Origin of the sequence: Indolivaga alginatilytica (assembly GCF_003201355.1) — a bacterium.
Lineage (GTDB): Bacteria > Bacteroidota > Bacteroidia > Bacteroidales > Dysgonomonadaceae > Dysgonomonas_A > Dysgonomonas_A alginatilytica.
Genome location: NZ_QICL01000016.1, coordinates 65,968 through 91,589, shown reverse-complemented (window position 1 = coordinate 91,589; position 25,622 = coordinate 65,968). Strand labels below are relative to the sequence as shown.

Genomic DNA, 25,622 nt, shown 5'->3' with positions numbered 1-25,622 from the left:
TATCTTGACTACCTAAGTCTGTTAATCTATGAAAAAAACGTATATTCTACTCCTTGTTTTAATAGGGATGATGTCTACAGCCAATGCACAATGGATATGGGATATCAACAAAATGACATCTGTAAAAGCCGATATTAATTCACTCACTTATTCGAGTGCATACAGGTTGCTTTTACAAGATGCAGATCGTGCTATGCAGAAGAAACCTTTATCTGTATTGGATAAAAAGCCGATTCCTCCGAGTGGAGACAGGCACGACTATGTAAGCCTTAGCCGTTATGTTTGGCCTGATCCTGCAAAAGCAGACGGACTGCCTTATACGCATAGGGATGGAGAGTCTAATCCCGAATTGGAAAACTATGACAGAAATCCTTTGGGGGAGATGGCTGGTGCTGTAAGTACTTTGTCGATTGCTTATTTTTTTAGCGGCGATGAGCGTTATGCTGAAAAAGCCGTTGAGTTTCTTCGTGTTTGGTTTCTGAATGAAAAGACAAAGATGAATCCTAATCTTAATTATGCTCAGTTCATACCCGGACTAAATGAGTCGAAAGGGCGTGCTACAGGGCTAATTGATACCTATTCATTTGTTGATATGTTGAATAGTGTAAAGCTTCTCGAGAAGTCTAAGAGCTATACTCAAAAGGACAAAGACGGTTTGCAAAAATGGTTTAGTGAATTTACCGAATGGTTTGAATCCAGTGAACAAGGTATCGGGGAGAGTAATGCCGTGAATAATCACGGTTTGGCATACGATGTACAGCTTGCAACTTATTTTTTATTCTCAGGGAATAATGAGGGGGCGAAAAGAGTTGTAGATGAATTCCCCGCAAAGCGTATGTTTACACAAATAGAACCTGATGGAAAACAGCCTCAAGAATTACGCAGAACCTTAGCCTTCGGTTATTCCGAATATAATATTCGTCATATGATCGATATGTTTGCAATCGCGAAACACTTCGGAAAGGATTTGCATAAAATAGAATCGCCTGACGGCAGAAGCTTCTATAGAGCGGTTGATTATCTTAGCTCCTTTTTAGGAAAAGATGTTTCGGAATTTCCCTATCAACAGATAAGCGATTGGGACGAAAAACAACAAGCCTTGTGTGAAGATCTTTACAGGATTGTTGATTTAGACCCATCGAAACAGAATTATCTGGCTCTGTACAAAAAAAACAGTAAACAGAAAATGACGGATCGCAACAGACTCCTCTTCGGTGCTCCGGATGTAATAGATGAGGTTTTTGCGTTCACTACCCGTCAATATGATTATGCTTTTCAATGCATGGCTAAAGCCTTATCTATGACTGATAAAAAGAATCTGGTTAATCCCCGTACTGTAGAAGAAGATGGAAGCCTGAGAATGGTATCACCCCGTGATTGGTGTTCGGGATTTTTTCCGGGAGCACTTTGGTATGTATATGGATATACAAAGGAAAATCAGTGGAAAGAAAAAGCGAATAGACAATCCCTGTTAATTGAAGGAGAGAAAATGGATAGAGGTACCCATGATCTCGGATTCAAGCTGTTCTGCTCGTTCGGAAACGGTTATAAATTGACAAGCGATAATCATTATAAGGAAGTCCTTTTACAATCGGCGGAAACCTTATCTAAAAGATTTAACCCTAAGATTGGCGCTATACGTTCGTGGGATCATAATCGTGACAAATGGCAATTTCCCGTGATTATCGATAATATGATGAATCTGGAACTTTTGTTTTGGGCAGCGGAAACTTCAGGCAATAAAAAATATTATGATATAGCGGATAAACATGCTAAAACGACTCTTAAGAATCATTTCAGAAACGATTACTCATCTTACCATGTAGTTAGTTATGATACCATATCGGGGAAGGTCGAAAAGAAACAGACTCATCAGGGATATTCTGATCCTTCTGCATGGGCAAGAGGTCAGGCATGGGCATTGTATGGCTATACTTTGTCGTATCGATATACCAAGAATGCCGATTATTTGAAATTGGCAGAGCAGGTCGCTAAATTTGTCTTTTCTAATCCTAATATGCCTGCGGATCTGGTTCCTTATTGGGACTTCAATGATCCGTCCATTCCTAATGCTCCGAGAGATGCCTCTGCTGCCTGTATTATTGCTTCTGCTCTATATGAACTGTCGGAATACAGTGCGAATAAAAAGCAATACATAACATGGGCGGATACGATACTTGGCAGTTTAATAGATAATTATATGGCTCAGGAGGGTACAACACAAGGCTTCTTGTTATTGCATTCCACAGGTAATTATCCCAAATCGGATGAAATAGATGCACCTATTGTATATGCCGATTATTATTTTCTGGAAGCTCTCTCCAGAAAAAAGAATATGGAAAATAACAAAACCGGATATTGAGATTACAGGCATCTTTACGGCTTTAGACGATATACAAAGAGGAGTGCTTTTACGCATTCCTCTTTTTACGTATTCCGATATTCAAAAGGAGTTATACCTGTGGCGTTTTTGAAGCATTTGGTAAAATAAGAAGCATCATTAAAACCCAGATTCAGGGCAATATCACCAATGGGTGTATCCGAATATTTCAATTGAACCTTAGATTCTAATATTCTGATTTCATTTAAAATTGTATTTGCTGTTCTACCTGTAGTTTGCTTGACCGATTTGTTTAAATGATTGGGGGTTATATTCAATAATGAAGCATAGAAATTCAGATTTTGATGCTCACTTATATTTTGTATCAAAAGGTCATGGTATTGTTTCGATATTTTAAAAGACTTTGAAGGATAAGGATCCAGTGTACTTTCTGACAGAATTTTTCTTATTTCGTAGATAATTGCTGTAATGTATGTTCTGATCAGCTGATAATCTACATTCGCTTCACTGTATAGCTTAGATAGACTTTCAAAGCAAAACGATATCCGCTCAAAAGCAATAGCTGGTAACCTGACCGGATAACGGTGCATAAAACTATTGATGTATGAAAGTTCGTATTCCAAGCTGTTCTTTATATGAATACAATCCAGAAACTTAGGACTAAAACAGCAATAGAAACCATCCACGATATCCGATAACGGATGTAAGGCAGTCATTTGTCCGGGTAGTGAAACATGCAGTTCCTTAGGATTTATCTGGATTTGTATCGGATTAGATTCCCTGACAAGAAAACCTTTCGTTACAAGAAGTATTTCATAAGCCTCTTTTTTACGTAGGGATGTATCAAGGTGTGATTGTTCCTTACAATCTCCAAGAGGAGTTATAAAGAAATAATCAGAGCATTCCATTCTTTTACTATTCTCATTATGAGCGTGTGTATTCTGCTTTTTCACATTGAACAGGATTATATATTACACCTTATTGCGGTGGCACAGTACAAAGGCAACATCAATAGCTACAACCTTAAATATAGAACAATTCTAAATAAGGAATACCGTTTAAAGATATTTAATCTTAATTTTTAAATCAAAATGATTGATTATTACTATTCTTATTGCTGATTTCGCCAATCAATAATATCTATATGTTTTAACTTTGTATCATATAATTCATCCCCTCTTTAGCTCTAGTAAGTAAAAGAAAGTATTTAATGATATATTTAAAGGGCATAACTATCTATCGCTATTTTGCTTGCCAAAGCAATAAATAGTTCTGCGAACTTAAATTGTAATTCTGGAAAAGAATGTTTGAAAAATTTAAAACAAAATGGAATATTAATTCCCATTGGCAATTAACCATGATCTTCATTGTATTCTCTGTTACGGGTAGTGCTGCCATGGTTGTACGGAAATTTGTATTTGAATGGATTGGAATCACATCTGAAACATCCCTTTGGATAAAGGTTCCGCTTTATATATTGATTTTGATTCCTGCATATCAGATATTATTGATAGTTGTGGGAACTATTTTCGGTCAATATCGTTTCTTCTATGAGTTCCAGAAGAAAAGTATAGGTCGTTTTTATAGAAAAACAAAGAAAGAAAAGAATATCAACATACAAGAATTGACAATGAATAACTCCGGAAATAATAATGAAACAGCTGTATTACTGCTGAATTTAGGAACTCCTGATGAACCTACTGTTAAAGCAGTACGCCGTTATCTGTTCCAGTTTTTTAATGATAAGAGAGTGATCGATTTACCATGGCTTTTCAGAAAGATACTGGTAAATTTTATCATCGTCCCTTTCCGTGCACCTAAATCTGCTAAACTGTATCAGCAGTTATGGACAAAAGAAGGTTCTCCCCTATTAATCAACAGCGTCGAATTGAAAAATAAGCTTCAGGAAAAATTAGGAGACAAAGCCTCTGTTTTTCTGGCAATGCGTTATCAGAATCCATCGATACGGGCGACTCTTAATGCAATTCGTAAAGAAGGATATAGTAAAATTATCGTTTTACCTCTTTTCCCTCATTACGCCTCTTCCACAACATCGTCAGCTATCGAAACAGTATGGGACGAAATCAGAGACTGGAATGTAGTACCAAGTGTTCATGTAATTAATCAATTCTATAATCATCCCTTATTTCTGGATGCTTTCACACATCGGATATCATCATATAACCTTGAGGATTATGATTTTATTCTTTTCTCTTATCACGGATTACCAACTCGGCATACGGACAAAATTCATCCGAAAATTTCAACCACAGGATGTAACTGTCATGAGGTTATGCCTGCACATGGCAAGTTCTGTTACAGAGCGACTTGTTATGAAACAACCCGTCTTCTGGCTGAACGTTTAGGATTGTCAAAAGGAAGCTATTCAACCTCATTTCAATCTCGTCTGTCCAATTATTGGCTGACACCATTCACTGATGCAACATTGAAAGAACTTCCACTTAAAGGAATCAAACGTGTGTTAGTAGTTGCTCCTGCATTCGTTGCTGACTGTCTCGAGACAATTGTGGAGATCGATTATGAATATAAAGAACTTTTCATTGCTAATGGCGGGCAAAAGCTGACTATGGTAGAAAGCCTTAATGCCGATGACCGATGGGTAGATGCTGTCAAGGAAATAGTATCACCTTATATTTGATCTTTCTACGTTCATAATAGCTCGATGGCATCGAAACAAAACTCATTCATTTGGAAATAGTTTCCCGTTTTTCGTACCAATCAGCAGATTTGTTGGAGTACATTTTCTGATACTTAACAAAGGTTGTATAGCTGCTGAAACCGCAACTATCAGCGATCGCTTTTAAACTGTAAGAAGATGTTGCTTCCATCTGCCTTTTGGCCTCTTCAATCCTGAAAACATTTACAAAATTAAAAAATGTGGTGTCAAAATCTGTATTGATAATCTTTGAAATATAAGTACGGTTGGTATTCAGATCCCGAGCCACATCATTCATAATAAGCTTTTTGGAAAAATATGGCTTCGACTCTTCAAAATATGCAATGAGTCTTCTACGCAGCTCTTCGTGTTTATCATCAAATGAAATTTTGGGGTTTACAGGAAAGAATAGATTAAATTCCACAGTATTAGTTTCAGCTAAAAAATTGGCAAAATACACTGTCACCTTACTTTCATACTTTTCATAAGCGGCAAAATCGAAAACAATATAGACAACAATATAGACATATAATAACTGGTACACCGTGTAAATTATTACAACTGACATGTTATCATAAAAAATCATCATCAGATCGGTCAGAAATGCAATGATCACAAACAGGACAGAAATTATTATACCGTTTTTATATTTGATCAACGATTCTTCAATATAAGAGTAGCTATCCATAATATAATTAAGAAACAGTATATTGACGCGTATCATACGCTTCATGTAAATAACAATAAGATATCCGGTGACAATGATAATCAGCATAGTAGAGATTTTTATTCCCCAGAACTCGCTTCTTAAAATGTTACTGTATGAATTTCCTATTAAAAAGGTCTGCTCTTCGATGGTATAGAGTGCAAAGTTAATTGCATGAAAAGTACTTACGACCAGACCCGCGATCATCACTTTCAAAGAAAATCTCACCCATTTTTTTGCCGGTACAACAATGCTGTTCCAAGCCATAAAAAGAAAGAAGAAAGTGAAAAAGAGTGCATATCCGCGTAGATACTCCAATAGTACTATCTTATAAGAAGTACCATAGATAAGGATAGTACTAAGTAACGCATTAAAGATAAAATAGACCCCATATAATACAATAGTTTCTTTTTTTCTGAAGCTACTCTTTACAATCAACAGCGTGATGCCTTGAGAGGTGAGTATTACTGTGAGAATAAGAAAAATATCTGTGGGCATTGTGTATTAGATTAAATCCCTTTTAAGATCATTTTACTAGCAAATATATATAATTATCCAGAAAAATAACTACTAATTATATTTTTAATTCAAAAACACATATGCGACTATGATTCAGTTAGTTATCATCGAGTGGGAATTGTTTAGATTATATCCGTATTACTACCTGTTTTCTTATATTACATTTCCTTACAACAAGCACAGAACTAAGGGATTTTTCGGTTTAATCTGGCTTTAGAATATCCTTAAAATATCCGCCAAAAATAACAAAACCTCCCTAAACTGTTGTTTAGAGAGGTTTTGTTTAACTTGTCCGAGAAATATCTTTCTCTTCTTGTGATCCCGCTGGGATTGAATACTCCTTTGTATTCATCACTATATCAATAAGTTTAAAGTCTATTTTTTTTACAAACTCCACCTATCTCGTAGCAGATTGGCTTCTGCATTTTACTTGTATTTACAAGCTGTTTATAATTCAAAGATAGAAATTTTCTCACAATTTAAGAAAAAAGAGTTCTAAATGAAAATTACGACTCCATCAGTTTCTTTTATAATTTTTATTCATTACGAGTACTTAGCTTATTTGTTTTGCGCTAAAACCAACCAGTATATTTTATAATTTCTTCAGACCTTTAGTCTGAGCTTTATCAGTCATCTCAAAAATACTAATTGCATAACCTCCACCCGGAGCAGACGGTTGTGTCAATTTAGATTTATTTGTCACAAGAACTTTACGTACAGTATAAGCCTGCGGATTTGTTTTGTAATGAGCATCCTTTGCATCGGCATATATAGTTGCAATATATGTTTTGTCTGCATCTAAGAAATCGAAAGTAATACTCGAAGTATAGCCTTTCTCTCCTGCAACATTACCCACAAACCAATTATTTGTTCCTTTTGCCTTACGAGCCACGGTAATATATTCTCCCGGCTCTGCTTCAAGATATTTACTATTATCCCAATCTACGGCTACGTCTTTTATAAACTGAAAGGCATCCATAAAACGTTCGTAATGTTCAGGAAAATCGGCTGCCATTTGCAATGGGCTATACATGGTTACATAAAGAGCTAGTTGGTTGGCTAAAGTAGAGTTACAATGAGAAGTGTTGCTCGGATTTATTTTCGAAATATTCATTTCAAATATTCCTGGTGTGTAATCCATAGGACCACCGATCAGGCGAGTAAACGGTAATAGAGTCACATGATTAGGCTTGCTTCCTCCAAATGCTTGATACTCTGTTCCTCGAGCCGATTCGTTACCTATCAGATTAGGCCATGTGCGACAAATACCCGTTGGACGGACTGCTTCATGTGCATTGACCATGATTTTATACTTAGCTGCCTTTTCTACTGCAAATTGATAGTGTTTGTTTATCCATTGGCTGTAATGACTTTCGCCACGAGGAATAATATCACCTACATATCCGCTCTTTACTGCTGGATAATCATATTTATTCATTAATTGATAAGCCGCATCCATCTGTTGTTCATAATTGCGAACCGAAGATGAGGTTTCGTGATGCATAATCATTTTTACACCCTTACTTTTTGCATAACGATGTATCTCATCAATATCGAAGTCGGGATATGGAGTTTGGAAGTCGAAAACAAAATCTTTTGAATGTCCGAACCAATCTTCCCAACCGATGTTCCAGCCTTCAACCAATACTCCGTCGAAACCATGAAGTGCTGCAAAATCAATATATTTTTTCACATTGGCAGTTGTCGCTCCATGACGCCCGTGAGGCTTGACTTTTGTAAAATCGGTAACACCAATTAAAACACTTGGAACATCGTACGTATACGACCATTCGCTTTTTCCTGTAATCATTTCCCACCATACTCCCACGTATTTCATCGGTTTGATCCACGATGTATCATCTATTTTACATGGTTCGTTCAGGTTCAATGTCATATTAGACGCAAGAATTTCACGGGCATCGTCGCTTACAATAACCGTACGCCACGGCAAGGTGCAAGGAGCTTGCAGATAACCCTTTGTCCCATTAGCATCAGGGGTAATCCATGATTGGAAAACAAAATTTTTATCGTCCAGATTCAGATGCATACAACCATAGTTGATCAAGGCAGCCTCGTGTAGATTGATGTAGATACCGTCTGAAGTTTTCATTTGTAAAGATGTTTGTACTCCTGTTTCCGAAAAACCGGTTTGAGACAAATTACCCTGCCGTCCTTTTTCATTAATTACTCTGATTTCTGATAATTTCGATGTCGTATAATCATACTCTTGAGTATCGTAGTCGCCCGGTATCCAGTAAGCAATATGGTCTCCGGTCATCGCAAACTGCGTTAGTTCTTCTTTTACTACGAAATACGCCAGATTCTTTTGTTGAGGAAATTCGTAGCGAAAGCCCAGACCATCGTCAAACAATCGGAAACGAATAATCATATTACGGTCTGTGCTTTTTTGATTCAATGTTACAGCCATTTCGTTGTAATGATTCCGAATATCTTTTGTTTCGCCCCATACCGGTTGCCAGGTTTCATCGAATGATGTACTTTTTACATCTACAACTTTAAAATCGTCGTACAAAGATGTTTTGGGTTCTTTTTCCTTTTTAACTTCCGCACCAAATTTCACGTTTTCAGAAGCAAACAATTCTAATCCAAGCTTACTCGGCTTAATAATATCTTTGCCTTTGTAGGTTAATGTATAAACAGGTTCGCCTACATTATTTACTGAAAATATTAAGACTTGATTGCCATTTGGTGATTTTAATTCTTGTGCCATCATGTAATTGATCATAACAGAAATACACAACAGTAAAAATAGTTTCTTCATTATCCTCTTATTATTTAGTTTTGATTTAATTTACGGATATGTTTACAGTTCCTCTTTCGTCAGGTATTTTTACCCAACACTCTTTTTTAGCTTCATCCCAAGACCATTGTATAGATTTGAAATCTGAGTCTATATTTTTTGTAATATCATCGGCTTTTACATTCTTAGCAGCCTTATTGTTTACAAGTATGTTTTTCGGCTTAGTTTCCAGATGGTACTTTAAAACGATATTTCTTTTTTCTGATTGTTTGAAACCATTGTCTGTAGATACCATATCGGTTGAATATCCATTATCCGATGTCGAACAGGTAAACTTGGTTTTCGAAAAAATATCTTTCAAATAGTCCTGATTCTCCCCTTCGTCTTCATATAGTTCGAAGCTGGTACTTTCGCCTGTGTAATTCGGAAATATATCGACCAATATAGGAAAATCTTTCTTCTCGTGAATATATTGCATGATTGGCATTTGAGGAATAATAGACCCTTTTTTTACGAAAATCGGAATTACGTTCAATGGCGCTTTATATGCTATGGTCTGACCTCCAAGATAAACGGTTTGCTTATCATTGAAATCGATCCATTCGCCTTCGGGTAAGTAAACACGTTTTACACGCTCTCCTTTTTTCAGTACAGGGGCAACTAAGAGTTCTTCTCCGAAAAGAAACTGATCGTTTATCCTGGTCGCTTCCTCATCATTCGGGTACTCCATAAACAAACCTCTTGTAATAGGCAAACCTGTGTCGTGTGCCTTGCGGGCATAGGTATAGAGATAAGGGAAGAGTTGATATTTCAATTCGATAGCAGCTTTACTGTTTTGCTCTGCAACCTCACCAAACATCCAAGGTTCTGCTGCATTATCTCCTTCGTGATGCGCACGGCTTAGCGGATTAAATACGCCGAACTGCATCCAACGGGTATACAGCTCAGCCATAGCCGGATAATCGGTTATATCGCCACAATAGCCCGATATATCTGTAGTCCAGAAAGGGATACCCCCTAAACCGGCAGAGATACCCATAGCAACCTGATTAGCCATTTGCCCCCATCCTTCGAGTACATCGTTTCCGTTTCCACTATCTCCTGTCCAGCCGAATGTATAGCGTTGAAGCCCTGCATAAGCAGCGCGGGTCATCTGAAATACCCGCTTATTTGGATTACGTTTTTCGAATTGTTCTTTTACAACTTTATCCCATGTCAACCCATATACATTATGTATTTCGGCGTGCATACCCAAGTGATGCTTCATGTTTAGGCGATCCAAATCTTCTTCGTTACTCCAAGCAGGCTCTCCCATATCAGTCCAGAAACCTCTGGCACCATCATCCAATGGTTTTTGTTGGAGTTTACCCCACCAGTCGGCAACTTCGGGTAGTGTGAAATCAACCACCCCGCAATTACCTCCCCACGGCCAAGGCATATCGTACGATTTGCCTGTACGGATATCTTTTGCGAAATAACCCAATCTGTCCGCTTCCTCCCATTGTTCTTTTGTTGCTTGCGAAACAACAGGGTCTTGCGACAAAATCATTTTGAAGCCTTGTTTATTCAATGCTTCGAACATAGCTTTAGGATTGGAATAATTACCTTTTCGCCAGTTAAAATCCTGAAGTCCCTGCGTCCAACCGATATCCTGATAAATGATATCGCAGGGTATCCGGCGTTTGCGAAATTCGGCAGCTATTTCTAATGCCTGTGCCTCTTTTGTATAAAGTCCGCGACATTGCGAAAACCCAAGTGCCCATTTAGGTGGCATAATTGGTTTTCCTGTCAATGAAATGTATTGTTCCTGAATTTCTTTATAGTCTTTTCCGAAAATGAAGTAATAAATAAACTCACCGTCGGGTGCTTCAAACGAATAGTATTCATCCGATTCCGTTCCAAATTTAAACTCTGTTTTATAGGTATTATCCAGAAAGATACCATAACGGTAGTTGCTCATAAAGAAAGGAATACTTTTATAAAGTGGATCTTCGGATGTGCTGTAGCAAGGTTTATCGCTATTCCACATTTTATACTCACGACCACGGCGATTCAATGGACCAGTTTTTTCGCCCAACCCAAAAAATTGCTCGTCTTTACGCAATATTTTATAGGCTTTCTTAGATGTAGCATCAGATACGTGTCCAATCTGTTTGAAATCGCTAAAAATTAGCTTTTGCCATTTATCGAAGATTTGCAATTGCATCGGATTTTTATTCAACCTGATACGTAGTTTGGATGTATATATCTCGTAACAAGCAGCTTGCTCGTCTACATTTATTTCGCCTACATCTTCCAGATTTTCGTTCACAACAGCAAAAGATTCGTTGCTGCGTGTAAGCTTACCTGTAGGATCGAACCATATCTTTACAACAGAACCGCTGTTTATAGTCAGCGAGAGCTTTGCCCCATCTTTACTATTAAATATTACCTGATTACCATTCTTAGTGTAAGAAATACATTCTTTCGCATCCTTATCAGCAGAAGCTAAAAGGCTTAACGGAATCAGCAGAGACAGCAATAATATATATTTGATTTTATTCATTTATTTCGTTTTTATTGGTATTCTACAACAATCATATCCCAATATTTCAGAGATGGTAAGTTGAATACGACTTCATTTCCTGTTTGATTAAATGCAATCTTTTGTGCAACTCCTTTATTCGTGTCAGGTGATGCAACCCAAATGTTCTTGACCGATTTTGCTGCAACCAGTTTCAATTCTGTATCGGCAATGAGAGTCGGTTCTGCCTGAGTTCCGTTTTTATCTCTCCACTCCATTGTATTGGCGTTGGTAAAATTGATCAGATGCAATACATCCTTATCGGTAAATCGTTTCCCTACTACTGCCACATTACCTTGTTGTGCAGGCCAACTATTCAATGTCATTTTAGAGTTGGTGCATTGCAGGTTATAAGAAGTGAAAGTACCGCCATCGCGCAATATATTCTGGTAGGCAACCAAGAAGTCATAGTAAGTTATCATCGACTGCCTTAGTTCCGTCTTCATTTGCAAGTTAGAGTTCGGAAAATATTCGTTCGCCAGATAATGTTCCCCTAATTCAAGATGAGAAGCACCGAATGAAAAGATCACGGCATTAGTCAACAATACTCCGGGAGCATTTACAAATCCTGCGCTATTCGACTTATCATAGTTCATATAAGCAGCCAGAACTGTTCGTTTCGTATTATTAGTATACGCATCGTTATTTTGGATGATCTGAACCAGTTGTTCGAACGATTTATTAGGATCCCACACTTCAGTATATAAGAAATCGACATCCGATTTGGCAATACTTTCTTCTTGTCCGAATTGGTTAACTGCATTCATTACCAAACTTTTTGTCGGATTAGCCTGTTTCATAGCTGCAATAAACAACTTATAAGTATTCTGAAGTTTTATCACATTGCCGTTATAATCATAAACAGTGCCTCTGTCGCCTAGCTGATCGATATGATAACCATCGAAATCGAATACGCTGTACACATCTTTATTTCGCTGTATCAAATAATTCAGCCATTCGGTATTAGCAGGATTGGTAAGATAAATGCTACTACGAAACGGAGCATCAAGATGGTGATTATCTTTTTCATTATGATCAGCATCTTTGAAAATATACCATTCTTCTTTTACTCCGTCGGCTGCTGCATTACTTAAAGCACCGAAAGCCAGATTGTAGAATGTCGCTTTCATTCCTTTATTATGAGCCGCACTGATATATCCTTTTACAGTAGAAAGATAATTAGTACGTCCTATTAAATCGATCCATGTAGCAGCAGGATTTTCGACTGTACCTGCCAATGGGCGTTGATGGTCGTTCATCCAATCGTAAAATTGTATGCCATTGATACGATAGCGGTTTAATACTTCTATGTTTTTCTCGATTTGACTATCTGATAGTTTCCCGTATCCTGAAAGGAATCCATATCGCGGAAACTTTTTCCAGTCCGACGAAACATCAATACTTATACTTTGGTGTATTATTTCTTTTCCACCTGCCGATTCATATATATCAACCAGATAGCCCTTGAAATCGTCGGATGGTGCTACCCAAGTCCACGATTTACCTGATAGGTTTTCTTCCTTGAGTACTTCACCCAAATATGAGTACCGTACTTTCAAATTATTACCGGGATTATCTTTCAATGAAAAATGAACTGTCTCACCGGGTTTATAAACAGCCTTATCTGTATTCAAGTCGAGACTCAAATAAGTATCGCCATAGGTTATAGGATCGTTCTTCGTATCATAGTAATCATCGCAAGATATGAAGAAGAAGCTACATAGGGCTACTGCTAAAAAAGTATATCTATTTTTCATGCTATTTATATTTTACTATGATGCCGCAGAATACGGCACCACAGAGTGTTTAACTAATTATTTTTTTTGATAATAACAGTTTCTTTCAACTGATCGAATTCGATTGTATAGCTACCGCCTTCTGTTATTTTCCACTTGTAATCGAGTCCTGCACCTTTAGCAGTAAATACCATTTGTTGTAATTGTCCGTTTGCCGGCATATCTCCCTGAGTAGCTGTAAACCAGGCACCATTCCAATCGCTTTGTTTATCGCAGGTAAATTTCAACTCGCCTGTATTTAATGAACCTGACCATTTGAATTTATAAGGGGTATCACCTGCACTCATAGCAGTAGCATTACCAATATCCCATCCATTAGCCGAAGCGTCTCCTACAAGATAAATCATTGTATAAGGAGTAAATGGAACGATGTTGATTTTCATCTCACGTGTATCTAATGCTATTTTATAAACTCCTCCGGGGATATTCCATTTATTGTCGGGATCTCCTGCCCATTTAACTACCTTGGTAGCTTCAATTCCAGCTCCATTGGTTTCAGGACGTAAGAAAGCTGCATCCCAGCTACCGGAGACTGTTCCTATTTTAAATTCTCCTCCTGCCGAAAGGTTGTCATTGTAATGAAAAACAAATGGATCAAGTGGGTCTACCGTCATCGGTTTAAAACTCCATCCTGTAGGATTTCCTACAAACCATAGTTCTGTAAACTCGGCACCTTCGGTCTTTTCTATATAAATAGCCAACGATGCAAGATTGAGGGTTATTTTATAATTTCCACCTTCGGTAATTTCAAATTGCTTATCATACGGATCATCGCCATTCTCACGTAGATATAGTTTGGTGTCATCAGCTCCTTTATTGTACGAGGGTGCAAATTCACCTGAGGTAGTTATAAATTTAAACTTTCCGGCTTTAAGCCTACCGGTCCATGTAAATCCTTTGGGTGTATTTCTTATAGGAGTCATCTCGGTTGCATTATCGGCACTCCATCCGTTAGGAGTAGCATCACCTATCAGATATAGAGATTTGGTTATAGGCTTGTGCGTTTTTATTTTTATCGTTTGAATGTTCGACATGGCTGGCTCAATGGCATCGGAAGCAACAGTAGCCTTTACACGTACATCTACTACAACTTCTGTTTCAGGTACTATTCCCCATGAGATAAGTAAGTCGTTAAGTTCTTCGTTCTTATAAACCTTTTCATAGATGTTTTGTCCCAAATCGAGCGTAAGCCCTTTCTCAAAATTTTTACCCTGCACATCCATTTGGTATGTGTAAGAGATTACACTATTAGTTCCTTGATTGGAACCCGATGTCCATGAGATAGTCAGCGCATTTGTTTCAGGATTCACAGCATCCAGTTCAATATTCTCACTCGAAGCCTTTACTTCTAATGGCTGATTTCCTTTGTTGTATTCGGTATCATTCTCATCGGTACATGAAAAGAAGAATAGGGAAAACAGGGTCAATAAACTTAATATTTTATATGATTTCATAATACGTTCATTTTTTTGATTAATAGCCTGTGTTTTGAGACAAGTTAGGATTAGCATCTCTTTCTTTTTGAGGAATAGGGAACAGCAAATGTTTACTTGTTGCATTAACTTTACCGATAGAGTGTAAGAAGTTTAAAGCATACTGTCCGTTATCGATACGGATCATATCGAACCAGCGATGTCCCTCAAATGCCAACTCGATACGGCGTTCTTTGAGAATCTTCTCACGCATCTGATCTTGATTTAATCCTTCCACATCTGCCCGTGTGGTTAGCCCTGCTCTTTTACGCACCTGATATAATGGTTCTTGTGCCTCTTTTGTTTGCCCTAATTCGTTCAAAGCTTCTGCCTTCATCAATAGTACATCCGCATAACGTAATACGATTACACTGGCTGAGTTCGTATTATAATCGGGAGATACTGATAGTGGCACTAAAAACTTGCGAACGTTATAGCCTGTACTCGACATCGATTTCTTATACTGTTTTCCATCGAACGCGGGCCCTCCTTCATATAGAATAGTTTTATCTTTTCGCAAATCATGTTCTTCATATTGACTTACAAATTCCTCAGTCGGTTGATTCCAGCCGTATGCTCCGCCTACCCAACCGCTGTTGCGAGGTCCCATATAAGTACTTAACCAAGAGGCTTGGTTCTCATCATCCCAAAAGCCTGCTTTTGTAAGTCCATAATATTGAACTTCAAATAATGATTCCGGTGTATTTTTATTTTGTGGTTCGCCGCCGAAACAGTCACTATAATCGGGATTGAGAGTATATCCCAAACTTTCCACAAGATTGCACATATCCAAACATTCCTGATACATACCTAATGTGAGATATACTTTAGCCAGCATACCTGCTGCCGCTCCTTTTGATGCACGACCAACATTGCTACCTTTGTACTCTTCTCTGGCAGGCAATAAGTTTATAGCCTCTTTCAGATCGGGAATAATAACATCATTGTAAATTGTCATTTTATTAGTACGTGTGGGGAGTAAATCGTCGCCGGGCTTCAATGCCGTTAAAGCCATCGGTACATCGCCAAACAATCGGACTAATATAAAGAAATAGTGTGCACGCAGGAATTTAGCTTCACCGATACATCTGTTTCTCAATGACTCGCTTATATTCGCGTTCGGAACATTTTCAAGAACAGTATTGCAATAAAGAATACCGGGATTGGGGCCTCTCCATATATCGAGTGCCGCTGCATTGTCTGTTGTGGTTACAAAATTGGCAAGAGTAATAGTTTCGATACCATCGGTTCCTCCGCCTGCACCCACTTCGCTGTTTCCGGCAACAATATCAAGTGTCCAGATTCTCATATTATATAGTTTAGGGCGTTGGAGTGGCTGATAAGCTCCATTCACTAAAGCTATGGCAGAGGCTTCGTCGTTTATAGTTTCGGCACTGGGATCTTCGAAAGGCTCTTTGTTCAGAAAATCGGAACATGAAACAAATAGAACCGAGATGGATAACAATCCTATATATAGTATTTTTTTCATAATCAATATTTTTTTGAATTAGAATTTAGCGTTTACACCAAAACTCAACGTACGGTTAACAGGGTATGTACTTAAATCGACACCACTTACATTTACCTCAGGATCGAATCCCGAATATTTGGTAAGAGTAAGTAAGTTTTGGCATGAGATATAAAAGCGAGCGGTACTTAGAAAGGCTTTTTGTGAAATAGATTTAGGCAGCGTATAACCCAAAGTCATATTTTTCACTCTTAGATACGAGCCGTCTTCTATAAAACGATCCGAATGACGCACATTTTGGTTAGGGTCACTGAATATAGCTCGTGGTAAGCTATTGCTTGTACCTTCGCCTGTCCATCTATCCAATACCTTAATGGTTTGATTTTGGGGGATAGACATACTTTCCTGCCATATTCTATTTGCGTTGTATATATCGTTACCTGCTACACCTTGTAAGAAAACCTGTAAATCGAATGCTTTGTAAGCAACTGTATTATTTATTGAGAATGTCCATTCGGGCGACGGATTACCGATATAGGTACGGTCATCGGCATTGATTATGCCATTATTGTCTAAATCCCTGAAACGAATATCACCCGGTGCTGTTCCTCCCGGTACTTGTATAGCATACCTGTCGACTTCCTGTTGATTTTGGAATATACCATTGGTTACGTAGCCATAGAATGAGCCGATAGGATGGCCTTCGGTGCTCACTCTCACTTTTGTCATGTTAATGTCGTCTCCTACAAATAAAGGGACTCCATCATTCATGCTTATTACTTCGTTTTTATTATATGATACATTAAAATCGGTGTTCCATTCGAAAGCACCTTTCATATTTAGAGAAGATATAGTTACCTCTATACCTTTATTTCTTACCTTTCCGGCATTTATACGAGGTACATCTATATCCGAATATCCTGTTGTTATAGGTACTGACATGGGGACCAACATATCAGAGGTATTCTTGATATAAGCATCTATAACAAGATTAATACGTTGATCTAATAACGACAAGTCTACTCCGGCATTCCATTGTTTTACTGTTTCCCATCTCACATTAGGATTAGGCATAACCTTAGGATATAGCGTAGAAACGGGTGTTCCGTTAAATACATATTGCCCGGTTTTCAAACGGGTGAAGTATGCATAGTTGTCTATCCCGTCTTGGTTTCCTGTTTCGCCGTATCCTGCTCTAATTTTAATATCGCTTACCCATTTATTCTTATTGTAAAAAGATTCTTCTGATAATCTCCATGCTGCTGAAAACGAAGGAAATGTACCCCATCGATTTTCTTTCGAGAAACGTGATGAACCATCACGGCGAACGGTGGCTGTCAATAAATATTTATCAGCATAGTTATAATTGACACGACCGATGAAAGACAATATAGCCCAATCGTTTTTAGTACCTCCTACGGTAGGATCTGTCAGTCCATTGTTTAATTGATTGTTGTTATCTGTCAGGAAATTCTGAACACTTGCACTCATTTTGTTATATACATTATTTTGAGCACTCGAGCCTATCAATACATTCAAATGGTGTTTTTCTTTAAATGTTTCCATATAGGTTAGTGTATTATCCCAGAGATAAGTCATACTCTTATTCGATTCTTCATAAAGACTGGATTGCGGTTGGGGAATTGGTTTCCAGTTATACTTAGGATAGAAATTACGTTTATCCCAGAATTTGAAATCAATACCTCCTAAGGTTTTGAATGTAAGGTTGTCCTTGATCTTTATTTCGGCAAAAGCATTAGCCAACACATTGTAGCCCTTTGTTTGTTCTTTATTCAGGGTGGCACTACCTATCGGATTTCTTACGTCTCCATATTGATATGCCGGTTCTCCGGGGCCTGAAAACGAGCCATCCTCGTTAAACACCGGCTGAGTAGGTAGAGCCGCCATAGCGTCGCGAACACTGTATGAACCTTGTCTCTTAGTGTCGTGACTTAATGTTACATTATTCCCGAATTTTAACCAGGGGCGAACTTTCGACTCACTATTGAATTGAACTGTATAACGTCGATAAGAGGTGTTCAAGATAATACCTTCCTGATCGAATACCCCTCCTGATACGTAGTAGTTACTTTTGTCGTTACCTCCCGAATAAGATAGTGTGTAGTTTTGCATAATAGCCGTGCGAAACAATTCATCGAGCCAGTTAGTACCTGTTCCTAATGCTGTAGGATCGGCAAAATCGGGTCGTTGTGTATAGTTCTTATTGTTATAGTTCTTAATCATTTCGTTATGCAACGATGCAAACTGGCTGGCATTAAGCATTTTTGGCATATCGGTAGCCTCCTGTATTCCCCAGTTGGCACTAAGAGAGATAGTGCCATCGCCCGATTTCCCTCTTTTCGTAGTGACAATTACAACGCCGTTTGCACCACGTGATCCGTAAATTGCAGTTGCAGAAGCATCTTTCAATACATCGACAGACTCTACATCTTCCATGTTCAAAGCATTCAAAGGCATATCGGTAGGCACATTGTCGATTACCAACAATGGTTCACTATTATTTATAGTACTGACACCCCGTATACGAAACGATACATTATCTCCCGGTTTTCCGGATGATATAATTTGTACGCCCGAAGCACGTCCTTGCAATGCTTCACCAATATTAGCTACAGGTTTGTCTTTAATCGTTTTTGCGGAAATGGACGAAACAGATCCTGTCAGATCAATTTTCCTCATTACTCCATATCCTACAACAACAATTTCGTCTAAGATTTTAGAATCTTCTTTCAGAATAATCCTTAAATCTGTTTTTCCTAAAGTGGGGACTTCCTGACTAATAAAACCGATATAGGAAATCGTAAGTACAGAATTGTTGTTGACATCCAGAGAGAAGCCTCCATCAATATCGCTGATGGTAGCAGTTGTAGTACCTTTTACAACCACCGAAGCCCCTATAATAGCCTCTCCTTGTTGGTCGGTTATTAGTCCTGTGATCTTTTTCTGATCCTGAGCCAGTATATACAGGCTAAACAGCATACACATAGATAGGATGCATATTCTATGCAAGCACGTAAGAGACTTTACATTCGTCATGGTATTTAATTTAAAATTAGATTTATAATAAGATAGTAGTTTTGAAGATTAACAATTGGAATGGCTTCTAAACTAATATTCACAAAAATAAGGAGAGTATAAAGGACGAAGAATAGGATATAGTAAGAATATAGACAAGATATACCGATAACTGTCTATATATAAAACATATAAACTAATATTGATGGGTCAAAAAAGTAGATAGTATAATCTGAAATCAACTCTTTTTTGTGAATTTAACCCCTATTTTAGTTACTAAAGACTCAAATTCGTCGCGAGGTACAGCAGCTTTGTTTCTTACCCTTGTGCGATAGTTGTAAATTGTATTTGCCGAATAATGTAGAAACGATGCAATCTTTGAACTATCTACAATACCTAGGCGTACAAGAGCGAATATGCGCAGTTCGGTATTCAATAATTCATTTGGCTTCAATACAAATCGCTCTTCTTCGAGCAGTAACGAGTTGAAATCTTCAACGAAGTTTGGATAAAGGTGTAAAAATATATTGTCGAAATTATCGTAAAGCTCTTTCAGCTCATTATCTATCATGTCATGAGACTTCAACATCTTGTAAAGCTCATCCAGTTTTTTCTCTACTGCTTTTTTATTCAGTGTATTCTGATATTTCTCCAGCTTGCTAATATACATAGAGCATAAGTCGAGAAAATGTCCTATATATGTTTCCTTGATTCGGTTTGCTTCGGATAATTCGATATTTAGATTGTTGAGTTGGATATTATTTTCTTGTAAGTCGGTATTCAATTCGTTCAGCTTTACATTAGTGATATACAACTCTTTCCGAATACGGGCTACTCGCTTCATTTGTAAGTAAACATATATTACTGCGACAATTAAGAAAAGAGATAAAACACTGACAAGTATGAGGAAAAATTGTAATTCTTCCTTTTGTTTGGTCACTCTTTCCTGATAAGCGGTGTCTATAATCGGAAATATCTTGGATATTTCGAAAGTCCTCAATCGGGCATTACAAAACATAGCATCCTCCATTGAGGACTTGATACACCTATAAGCATTTTCTATGTCTCCTGTTTCATATAATACAATAGCTAAGGCTTGCAATGATGCATTCTCTTTTATTGCATTTTTTATATCACAAATAGCCGAGATTGTGTAGTACACTCTTTGTTGCTCCAGGTTACTTTCTTTTTTATAAACATTGGCTATAGCATAAGCTAATACTGCTCTTTCGTGATCTTCAGATTCCGATTTATCCAGTAGATTTTGTAAAATTTGTTTTGATTCCTCTAATTTATTTTGATCCAGCAATTTTTCTGAATATACAATTTTATAGTGATTAGATGCCGTATCAAGAACATTCAGAAGTGAGTCTCGGTAGAGATTACTCTTCTCGTGATAGATATTAGTATATAAATTATTTGAGGAATAAGAACTGTACAATAGTTTATACGTATCGTAATAGTTAAGAAGTAGTTGTTCGGGTATTTTTTTTCGATCTATACTCTTCAATAGATCCATAGATTCTATATACATACCGGCAATAGTATATAAGGAGGCTAAGGACAGTTTCGATTTGTTAATTGAGGATGCATCATCCAATTTATATGCTATTTGTAGATTTTCCTTAGCAAAATGTATAGCCGAATCCGATATATAGGTCTTGTACTGATCGTAGAGTCTCACATTAATGTCATAACGTTGTGTCTCCGAAATATCGGGTGTTTCGAGCATTTTCTTTATCTCTAATATTTTCTGCTCTTTTATCTGCATATACATCTCCTTATTATCCAATAGCTTGTCTAAATGTTGAGAAATAGTATCCTTTTCTATGGCTGGATATATGTTGCAGAATTGGAAAAATAAAAATATCAAAAACAACGATTTCTTCATGGAATAGTATATAAATCGGCTTATCGGCAAATATAAAACTATTAAATAAATTTATCGTAAGTATTTAACTTAAAAGGTGATTTTTACCATATCTTCATCTTCCCAATATTATTGTTACAAGCCTTTTATCGTCACCTATTTTTTTATTGAGATACAACTTGCAAAAGATTATGCTTTCAAACTTGCCTATTCCGATCCCCTGACAGCAAAGAAAAGCATCGTCACATTCAGAGAGGTATTTAACTGTTCTTTCATAACGAAGAACAGTTCCCAAGACATACTCTTTGCCTAATAATTCCCGGCATTTTCGACTATGTTCTTCAAAAGAGACCAATAACATCTTGGGGCTTCACCCTCCCCGTAGAACAGTTTTTTGATAATTTCAGCAGTTACAGGTTTGTTGTCTATCTCCAGATCACGATGAATTTGGAGGACTTTGCCCCGAAGCGTTTCCAGATAGTGATTCAATTCCAGTTCTTTGCGGTCTTTTCTTGTGGCAGATTCCTTGGTACTGTTCCATTTGCGGATATCTATGCTTCTTTTGATCTGTAACTCTGCACGCTGGTCGTTAACAGTGATCCGTAAACAGATTAGTGCTTCTCCATTTTTGAGAAGTTTGGTCTTTTTAATAAAGAAAAGGATTGAGAAATAATTCCGTTTCATACGCCCTGATTTTAAAGTTTAAAATTACTTGTTTTAGCTGTAAATCAGTGTGCGCAAAATGCAGTTAATCAATGAATAAAGATCCTGTTCGGTGGACTAATAAAGTTCGCCGATTTCACCTCTGATATGGTGCTTTATTCTGCTAAAATAGGGGTAGGTATAAAAAAGAAAAACTCCCGATATCATCTGCTATTCAGGATTTTGCTTGAATTTTCTTATTGTCTTAGTGATCCCTCTGCAACTGTTCTCGAACCAATTTATAGAAGATTTAAATAAATTGTATCAGTTGAAAGAATATATAAATTATAATGAAGTAGGATAAAATCACCTCAAGTTATTATCAATATACAGAACATGACACTTCTTTTCTTAAAAAATGATATATTTATAAATTGAATTTATATAGCACAAAATATGACAAATCTTTATTGGCCCGTATATAAGAAGTTGGAAAAGGAAATAATAGAATTATCAAGTCACGTTCATTTTGATGATAACCAAATTTCTATTTATTCTGTAGAAATAGCCGAATTGTTAATTAGGTGTGTAGTTGAAATTGAAGCAATATCTAAAGATTTGTATTTTATAAATGGGGGTACTAAATCTAATGATAAAGATTTATTCTTTGACACAGATTGCTTAGATTTATTAGAACAAAGATGGATGCTTAGCAAAAAAGTTGTTATTGTTTCAGCAGCTAATTTCTATTTTCAAAGCCAAGATAATAAAATCTTTACTCCATTAAGAAAAGCTAACAAGAGGGGAACAAGTAGTGCAGATTGGACGAAAGCTTATCAAGCTGTTAAACATAATCGTTCAGTTAATCTATCTAAAGCTAATATAAAACATCTACTTCGGGGAATGGGTGCTTTATTTATCTTAAATCTATATTTTAAGAATGAGATTTTTAATTTATCTAACAATAGCACTGATAATTTTTCAGGAAATTTATCCGAATTATTTGATATAAAAGTCCACCCTTTTTGTGGCGAAACTTACGGAGATGGAGATGAAACATATTCTAAACATCAAGACTTTGATGAATGTGTATATTTAATAAAATGGACTAATGATTTTAGAAATAAGCATAAAGATTGGGCTGACCTACAAAATAAAAAATTGAATGAATTGATTTTTAATCATCCTAAAGTAGCTCAATATATACAAAATAATTTGATGGAAAATGGACTGATAAAAGAAAAAGAGTTTCTGTCTTTTGTGCAAGAAAGGAAGCAATTCGATTTCATTGATATGAATAATGAATATCCAAGAATGATACAAAAAGCTGCATCTGAGGCCTCAGAAATATTGAAATTTGACTACACTAAAAATAGACCAATGTATGAGGCTATTCTCAATAAATGTCAAAAAATATATTCTTTTTAATATATATTTACACAAGCAATAACAAATGAAAGCTTGACAGCTTTCTCTATAAGGCTTAAGCTTTCTATTCTCGAATCAATCCCTTGAAGATTTAGATTTCGATTCAAGAATTAAAAGAATAGCTTCCTAAGCCATAGAAATTGTTATTTGTAATATTTTAGTTAGTACAAATAAGGACTCGAATTGTCATTTAATTTAGTGATAATGCTTAAGGTACACCATTCCATCTTTTGAGCTTTTGTACATTCGAATCTTATGATATAATTGTCAAAATCTTTTGTGTATTTTTTAAATAGTTCTATGTTTTGTATTAATTTTGTGGGAATAGGAATATTTGTTGCATTAAGAGTTTTAAGAACAAAATCTTTAAAAATCTTTAATGCTTCTTGACTATTTTGTTCAAGCCCTATATTTAACATTATATCAACTTGGTTGATGTATGTTTCTTCACCTGTGAGTAAATATTGTATCGAATTATCTAATATACCATTTTCTGCTGATTTGAAGTTGTAAAATTGAGAGCTTGAATGGTAATAACCCCCACCTTTATTCATCCATTCCTCCATTTTACCTAATCCACAATCTGAAAGAGTTTGTAACATATTGGCAATATCATTGAATATTGGCAATTTAGCATTAGTTCCAATAACATATTGAGGTTTATTTGCCAAATTAAACTGAACACCCCCTCCAATACTTTCAATTTTTGAACCATACCCACCATTTAATTGAAGGGAATTTTTGCCTTTTTGGGCAGATAAGCAAAATGTTGTTGCCAACATTAGAGTTGATAAGAAGACTTTCTTCATATATTAAATTTATTTAAGCTTACTCTTTAATAAGGATTTTCAGCTCACTCCTTAAACAATCATATATGATTGTAATGGTGCAAAAGTAAACATTTTCCTTTACAGCCAATCATTTATGATATAATTTTATGAGTAAAGAAGTTGTAATAAGGAAAATTGGATTGAAAATCAGAGAATTAAGAGAGAGCAAAAATTTAACCTTAATGGAATTATCTGTTAACCTTGATATTGAATACAATAATTTAATAAGAATTGAGAAAGGTAGAACCAATCCTACGATTGGCACATTGCTAAAAATAAGTCAAGGTTTGAACGTTAAATTAGTTGATATTGTGGACGTTGAATAATACTATTTCTTTGTGTGCTTCTTTTGTTGCAATATCCCTTTACGGATTACCACCTTGTCATTCATATAAAACTCACTCAATCCCCTATTATATAGGGTCTGTGCAGCTATGCCAATATCATCCTTAGTAAAAGTGTCATAGATAGCCTGTATTGACCCGAAATAGTAATGTTCATCATTTGGCAATACATGAACATGGATAACCTGTCTTTGCTGTGATTCTTTCTCTTTCATCCTACAAATATACCATAAAACAGTAAATATAATAAAAATAACTACTATTTTTATTGGTAGATATATTAATTATAATTACTTTTGAATTGTAATCATAAATGATAATATAATGAAACGAGTAGTAATATATGCAAGGGTAAGTAGTTCAAATGGAACGCAAGATTATCAACGTCAGATAAATGATTTAACAGTATTTGCAAGTCAAAACAACTATGAGATAATAAAAGTGTTCGCTGAACAAATTAGCGGTGCTAAAAAGAATACAGAACGCCCTGCATTAATGGATTTGATAGAGTTTGTTAATACCAATGATATAGATAAAGTTTTGGTAACAGAACTTAGCAGATTGGGTAGAGATACTTTACAGACCTTGCAAACCATTGAATTACTAAACCAAAACAGAATTTCATTATATATTCAAAACTATAATATTGAAACACTAACATTAGATAAGGAGATTAATCCAATGTCCCAATTCTTAATCACTATACTTGCGGAAGTGGCACGAATGGAACGTAAAACTATTAGAGAAAGAGTTGAATCAGGGTACAAAAATCATTTGGCTAACGGTGGTCGTGTTGGTCGCAAGGTTGGTTATAAGAAAGATGATGAAGTGATGAAAGACCAATATTCAGAAGATGTAAAGTTACTGAGAAAAGGTTATTCGCTCAGAAACATTACAAAGATAACGGGAACTAGCGTAAACACATTACGAAAAGTAAAAGCTATAATTTAACAGTGGGGTAGGTATCCCATACCCCACCCCCTACCTACGTATCCATCTGATTAAAAGACAAGAAAACGATACCCCCTAAAATCGAGTACATTATCTTGTGTGTATCTCACTTCAAAAAAATTCCAGAAAAATTTTTCTTCAAAATTTGAAAATCCATTTGGGAATGAAAAATAAAAAAAGTATATTTGTTAATATAATCAAAAAACAGCATTATGAAT

General features: G+C 36.4%; 16 protein-coding genes and 1 pseudogene. 5 read left to right on the top strand and 12 right to left on the bottom strand.

Going from position 1 to position 25,622, the window contains the following annotated elements; translation table 11 throughout:
• The first annotated feature begins 28 nt into the window (after positions 1-28).
• Complete coding sequence (locus tag CLV62_RS12825) at positions 29-2,362, top strand: alginate lyase family protein (RefSeq protein ID WP_110311180.1); 2,334 nt, start codon at positions 29-31, stop codon at positions 2,360-2,362.
• Between the two features lie 65 nt (positions 2,363-2,427).
• Here the strand turns inward: CLV62_RS12825 and CLV62_RS12820 are convergent, their stop codons facing one another.
• Entirely contained in the window at positions 2,428-3,294 is an 867-nt protein-coding gene (locus CLV62_RS12820; protein WP_146212740.1) for a helix-turn-helix domain-containing protein, read from the bottom strand.
• Positions 3,295-3,644: 350 nt separating this feature from the next.
• Here CLV62_RS12820 and hemH point away from each other — a divergent pair, with 350 nt between their 5' ends.
• Positions 3,645-5,000 carry a ferrochelatase gene (gene hemH / locus CLV62_RS12815; RefSeq protein WP_221409245.1) on the top strand — a complete coding sequence of 452 codons (1,356 nt, stop codon included), beginning with the start codon at positions 3,645-3,647 and terminating at the stop codon, positions 4,998-5,000.
• 46 nt (positions 5,001-5,046) lie between these two features.
• On the opposite strand, the gene CLV62_RS12810 is transcribed toward hemH, so the two are convergent.
• The 9 genes and pseudogenes from CLV62_RS12810 to CLV62_RS12770 form a co-directional block, all read right to left on the bottom strand.
• The gene (locus tag CLV62_RS12810; protein ID WP_110311178.1) at positions 5,047-6,222 is read right to left on the bottom strand and encodes an AraC family transcriptional regulator; all 1,176 of its coding nucleotides are present in this window, start codon (positions 6,220-6,222) and stop codon (positions 5,047-5,049) included.
• Positions 6,223-6,835: 613 nt separating this feature from the next.
• Entirely contained in the window at positions 6,836-9,025 is a 2,190-nt protein-coding gene (locus tag CLV62_RS12805) for a glycoside hydrolase family 97 protein (RefSeq protein WP_110311177.1), read from the bottom strand.
• Between the two features lie 25 nt (positions 9,026-9,050).
• A complete protein-coding gene (locus tag CLV62_RS12800) occupies positions 9,051-11,549 on the bottom strand; it encodes a glycoside hydrolase family 31 protein (protein ID WP_110311176.1) in 2,499 nt (832 codons plus the stop codon).
• Positions 11,550-11,560: 11 nt separating this feature from the next.
• Positions 11,561-13,324 (bottom strand): endo-dextranase, encoded by a 1,764-nt coding sequence (locus tag CLV62_RS12795; protein ID WP_110311175.1) that lies wholly within the window; start codon positions 13,322-13,324, stop codon positions 11,561-11,563.
• A gap of 53 nt (positions 13,325-13,377) precedes the next feature.
• Complete coding sequence (locus CLV62_RS12790) at positions 13,378-14,817, bottom strand: SusF/SusE family outer membrane protein (protein WP_110311197.1); 1,440 nt, start codon at positions 14,815-14,817, stop codon at positions 13,378-13,380.
• 19 nt (positions 14,818-14,836) lie between these two features.
• Positions 14,837-16,324: a RagB/SusD family nutrient uptake outer membrane protein gene (locus tag CLV62_RS12785; RefSeq protein WP_110311174.1), complete on the bottom strand. Its 1,488-nt coding sequence runs from the start codon at positions 16,322-16,324 to the stop codon at positions 14,837-14,839.
• Between the two features lie 18 nt (positions 16,325-16,342).
• Positions 16,343-19,360: a SusC/RagA family TonB-linked outer membrane protein gene (locus tag CLV62_RS12780; RefSeq protein ID WP_245904086.1), complete on the bottom strand. Its 3,018-nt coding sequence runs from the start codon at positions 19,358-19,360 to the stop codon at positions 16,343-16,345.
• Between the two features lie 217 nt (positions 19,361-19,577).
• The gene (locus CLV62_RS12775) at positions 19,578-21,230 is read right to left on the bottom strand and encodes a DUF6377 domain-containing protein (protein WP_110311172.1); all 1,653 of its coding nucleotides are present in this window, start codon (positions 21,228-21,230) and stop codon (positions 19,578-19,580) included.
• Between the two features lie 226 nt (positions 21,231-21,456).
• A pseudogene (locus CLV62_RS12770) lies at positions 21,457-21,893 on the bottom strand (Arm DNA-binding domain-containing protein); the annotation flags it as partial.
• 447 nt (positions 21,894-22,340) lie between these two features.
• Here CLV62_RS12770 and CLV62_RS12765 point away from each other — a divergent pair.
• On the top strand, positions 22,341-23,279 hold the full coding sequence (locus tag CLV62_RS12765; protein WP_146212739.1) for a hypothetical protein: 939 nt from the start codon (positions 22,341-22,343) through the stop codon (positions 23,277-23,279).
• A 161-nt stretch (positions 23,280-23,440) separates the two neighbouring features.
• On the opposite strand, the gene CLV62_RS12760 is transcribed toward CLV62_RS12765, so the two are convergent.
• A complete protein-coding gene (locus tag CLV62_RS12760; RefSeq protein ID WP_146212738.1) occupies positions 23,441-24,088 on the bottom strand; it encodes a hypothetical protein in 648 nt (215 codons plus the stop codon).
• 128 nt (positions 24,089-24,216) lie between these two features.
• Between CLV62_RS12760 and CLV62_RS12755 the strand changes: the two genes are divergently transcribed.
• Positions 24,217-24,435 (top strand): helix-turn-helix domain-containing protein, encoded by a 219-nt coding sequence (locus CLV62_RS12755; protein WP_110311169.1) that lies wholly within the window; start codon positions 24,217-24,219, stop codon positions 24,433-24,435.
• A gap of 2 nt (positions 24,436-24,437) precedes the next feature.
• Here the strand turns inward: CLV62_RS12755 and CLV62_RS12750 are convergent, their stop codons facing one another.
• On the bottom strand, positions 24,438-24,668 hold the full coding sequence (locus CLV62_RS12750) for a hypothetical protein (RefSeq protein WP_110311168.1): 231 nt from the start codon (positions 24,666-24,668) through the stop codon (positions 24,438-24,440).
• Between the two features lie 109 nt (positions 24,669-24,777).
• Between CLV62_RS12750 and CLV62_RS12745 the strand changes: the two genes are divergently transcribed.
• Positions 24,778-25,404, top strand: a complete 627-nt coding sequence (locus CLV62_RS12745; RefSeq protein ID WP_110311167.1) for a recombinase family protein — start codon at positions 24,778-24,780, stop codon at positions 25,402-25,404.
• Positions 25,405-25,622: the final 218 nt, after the last annotated feature.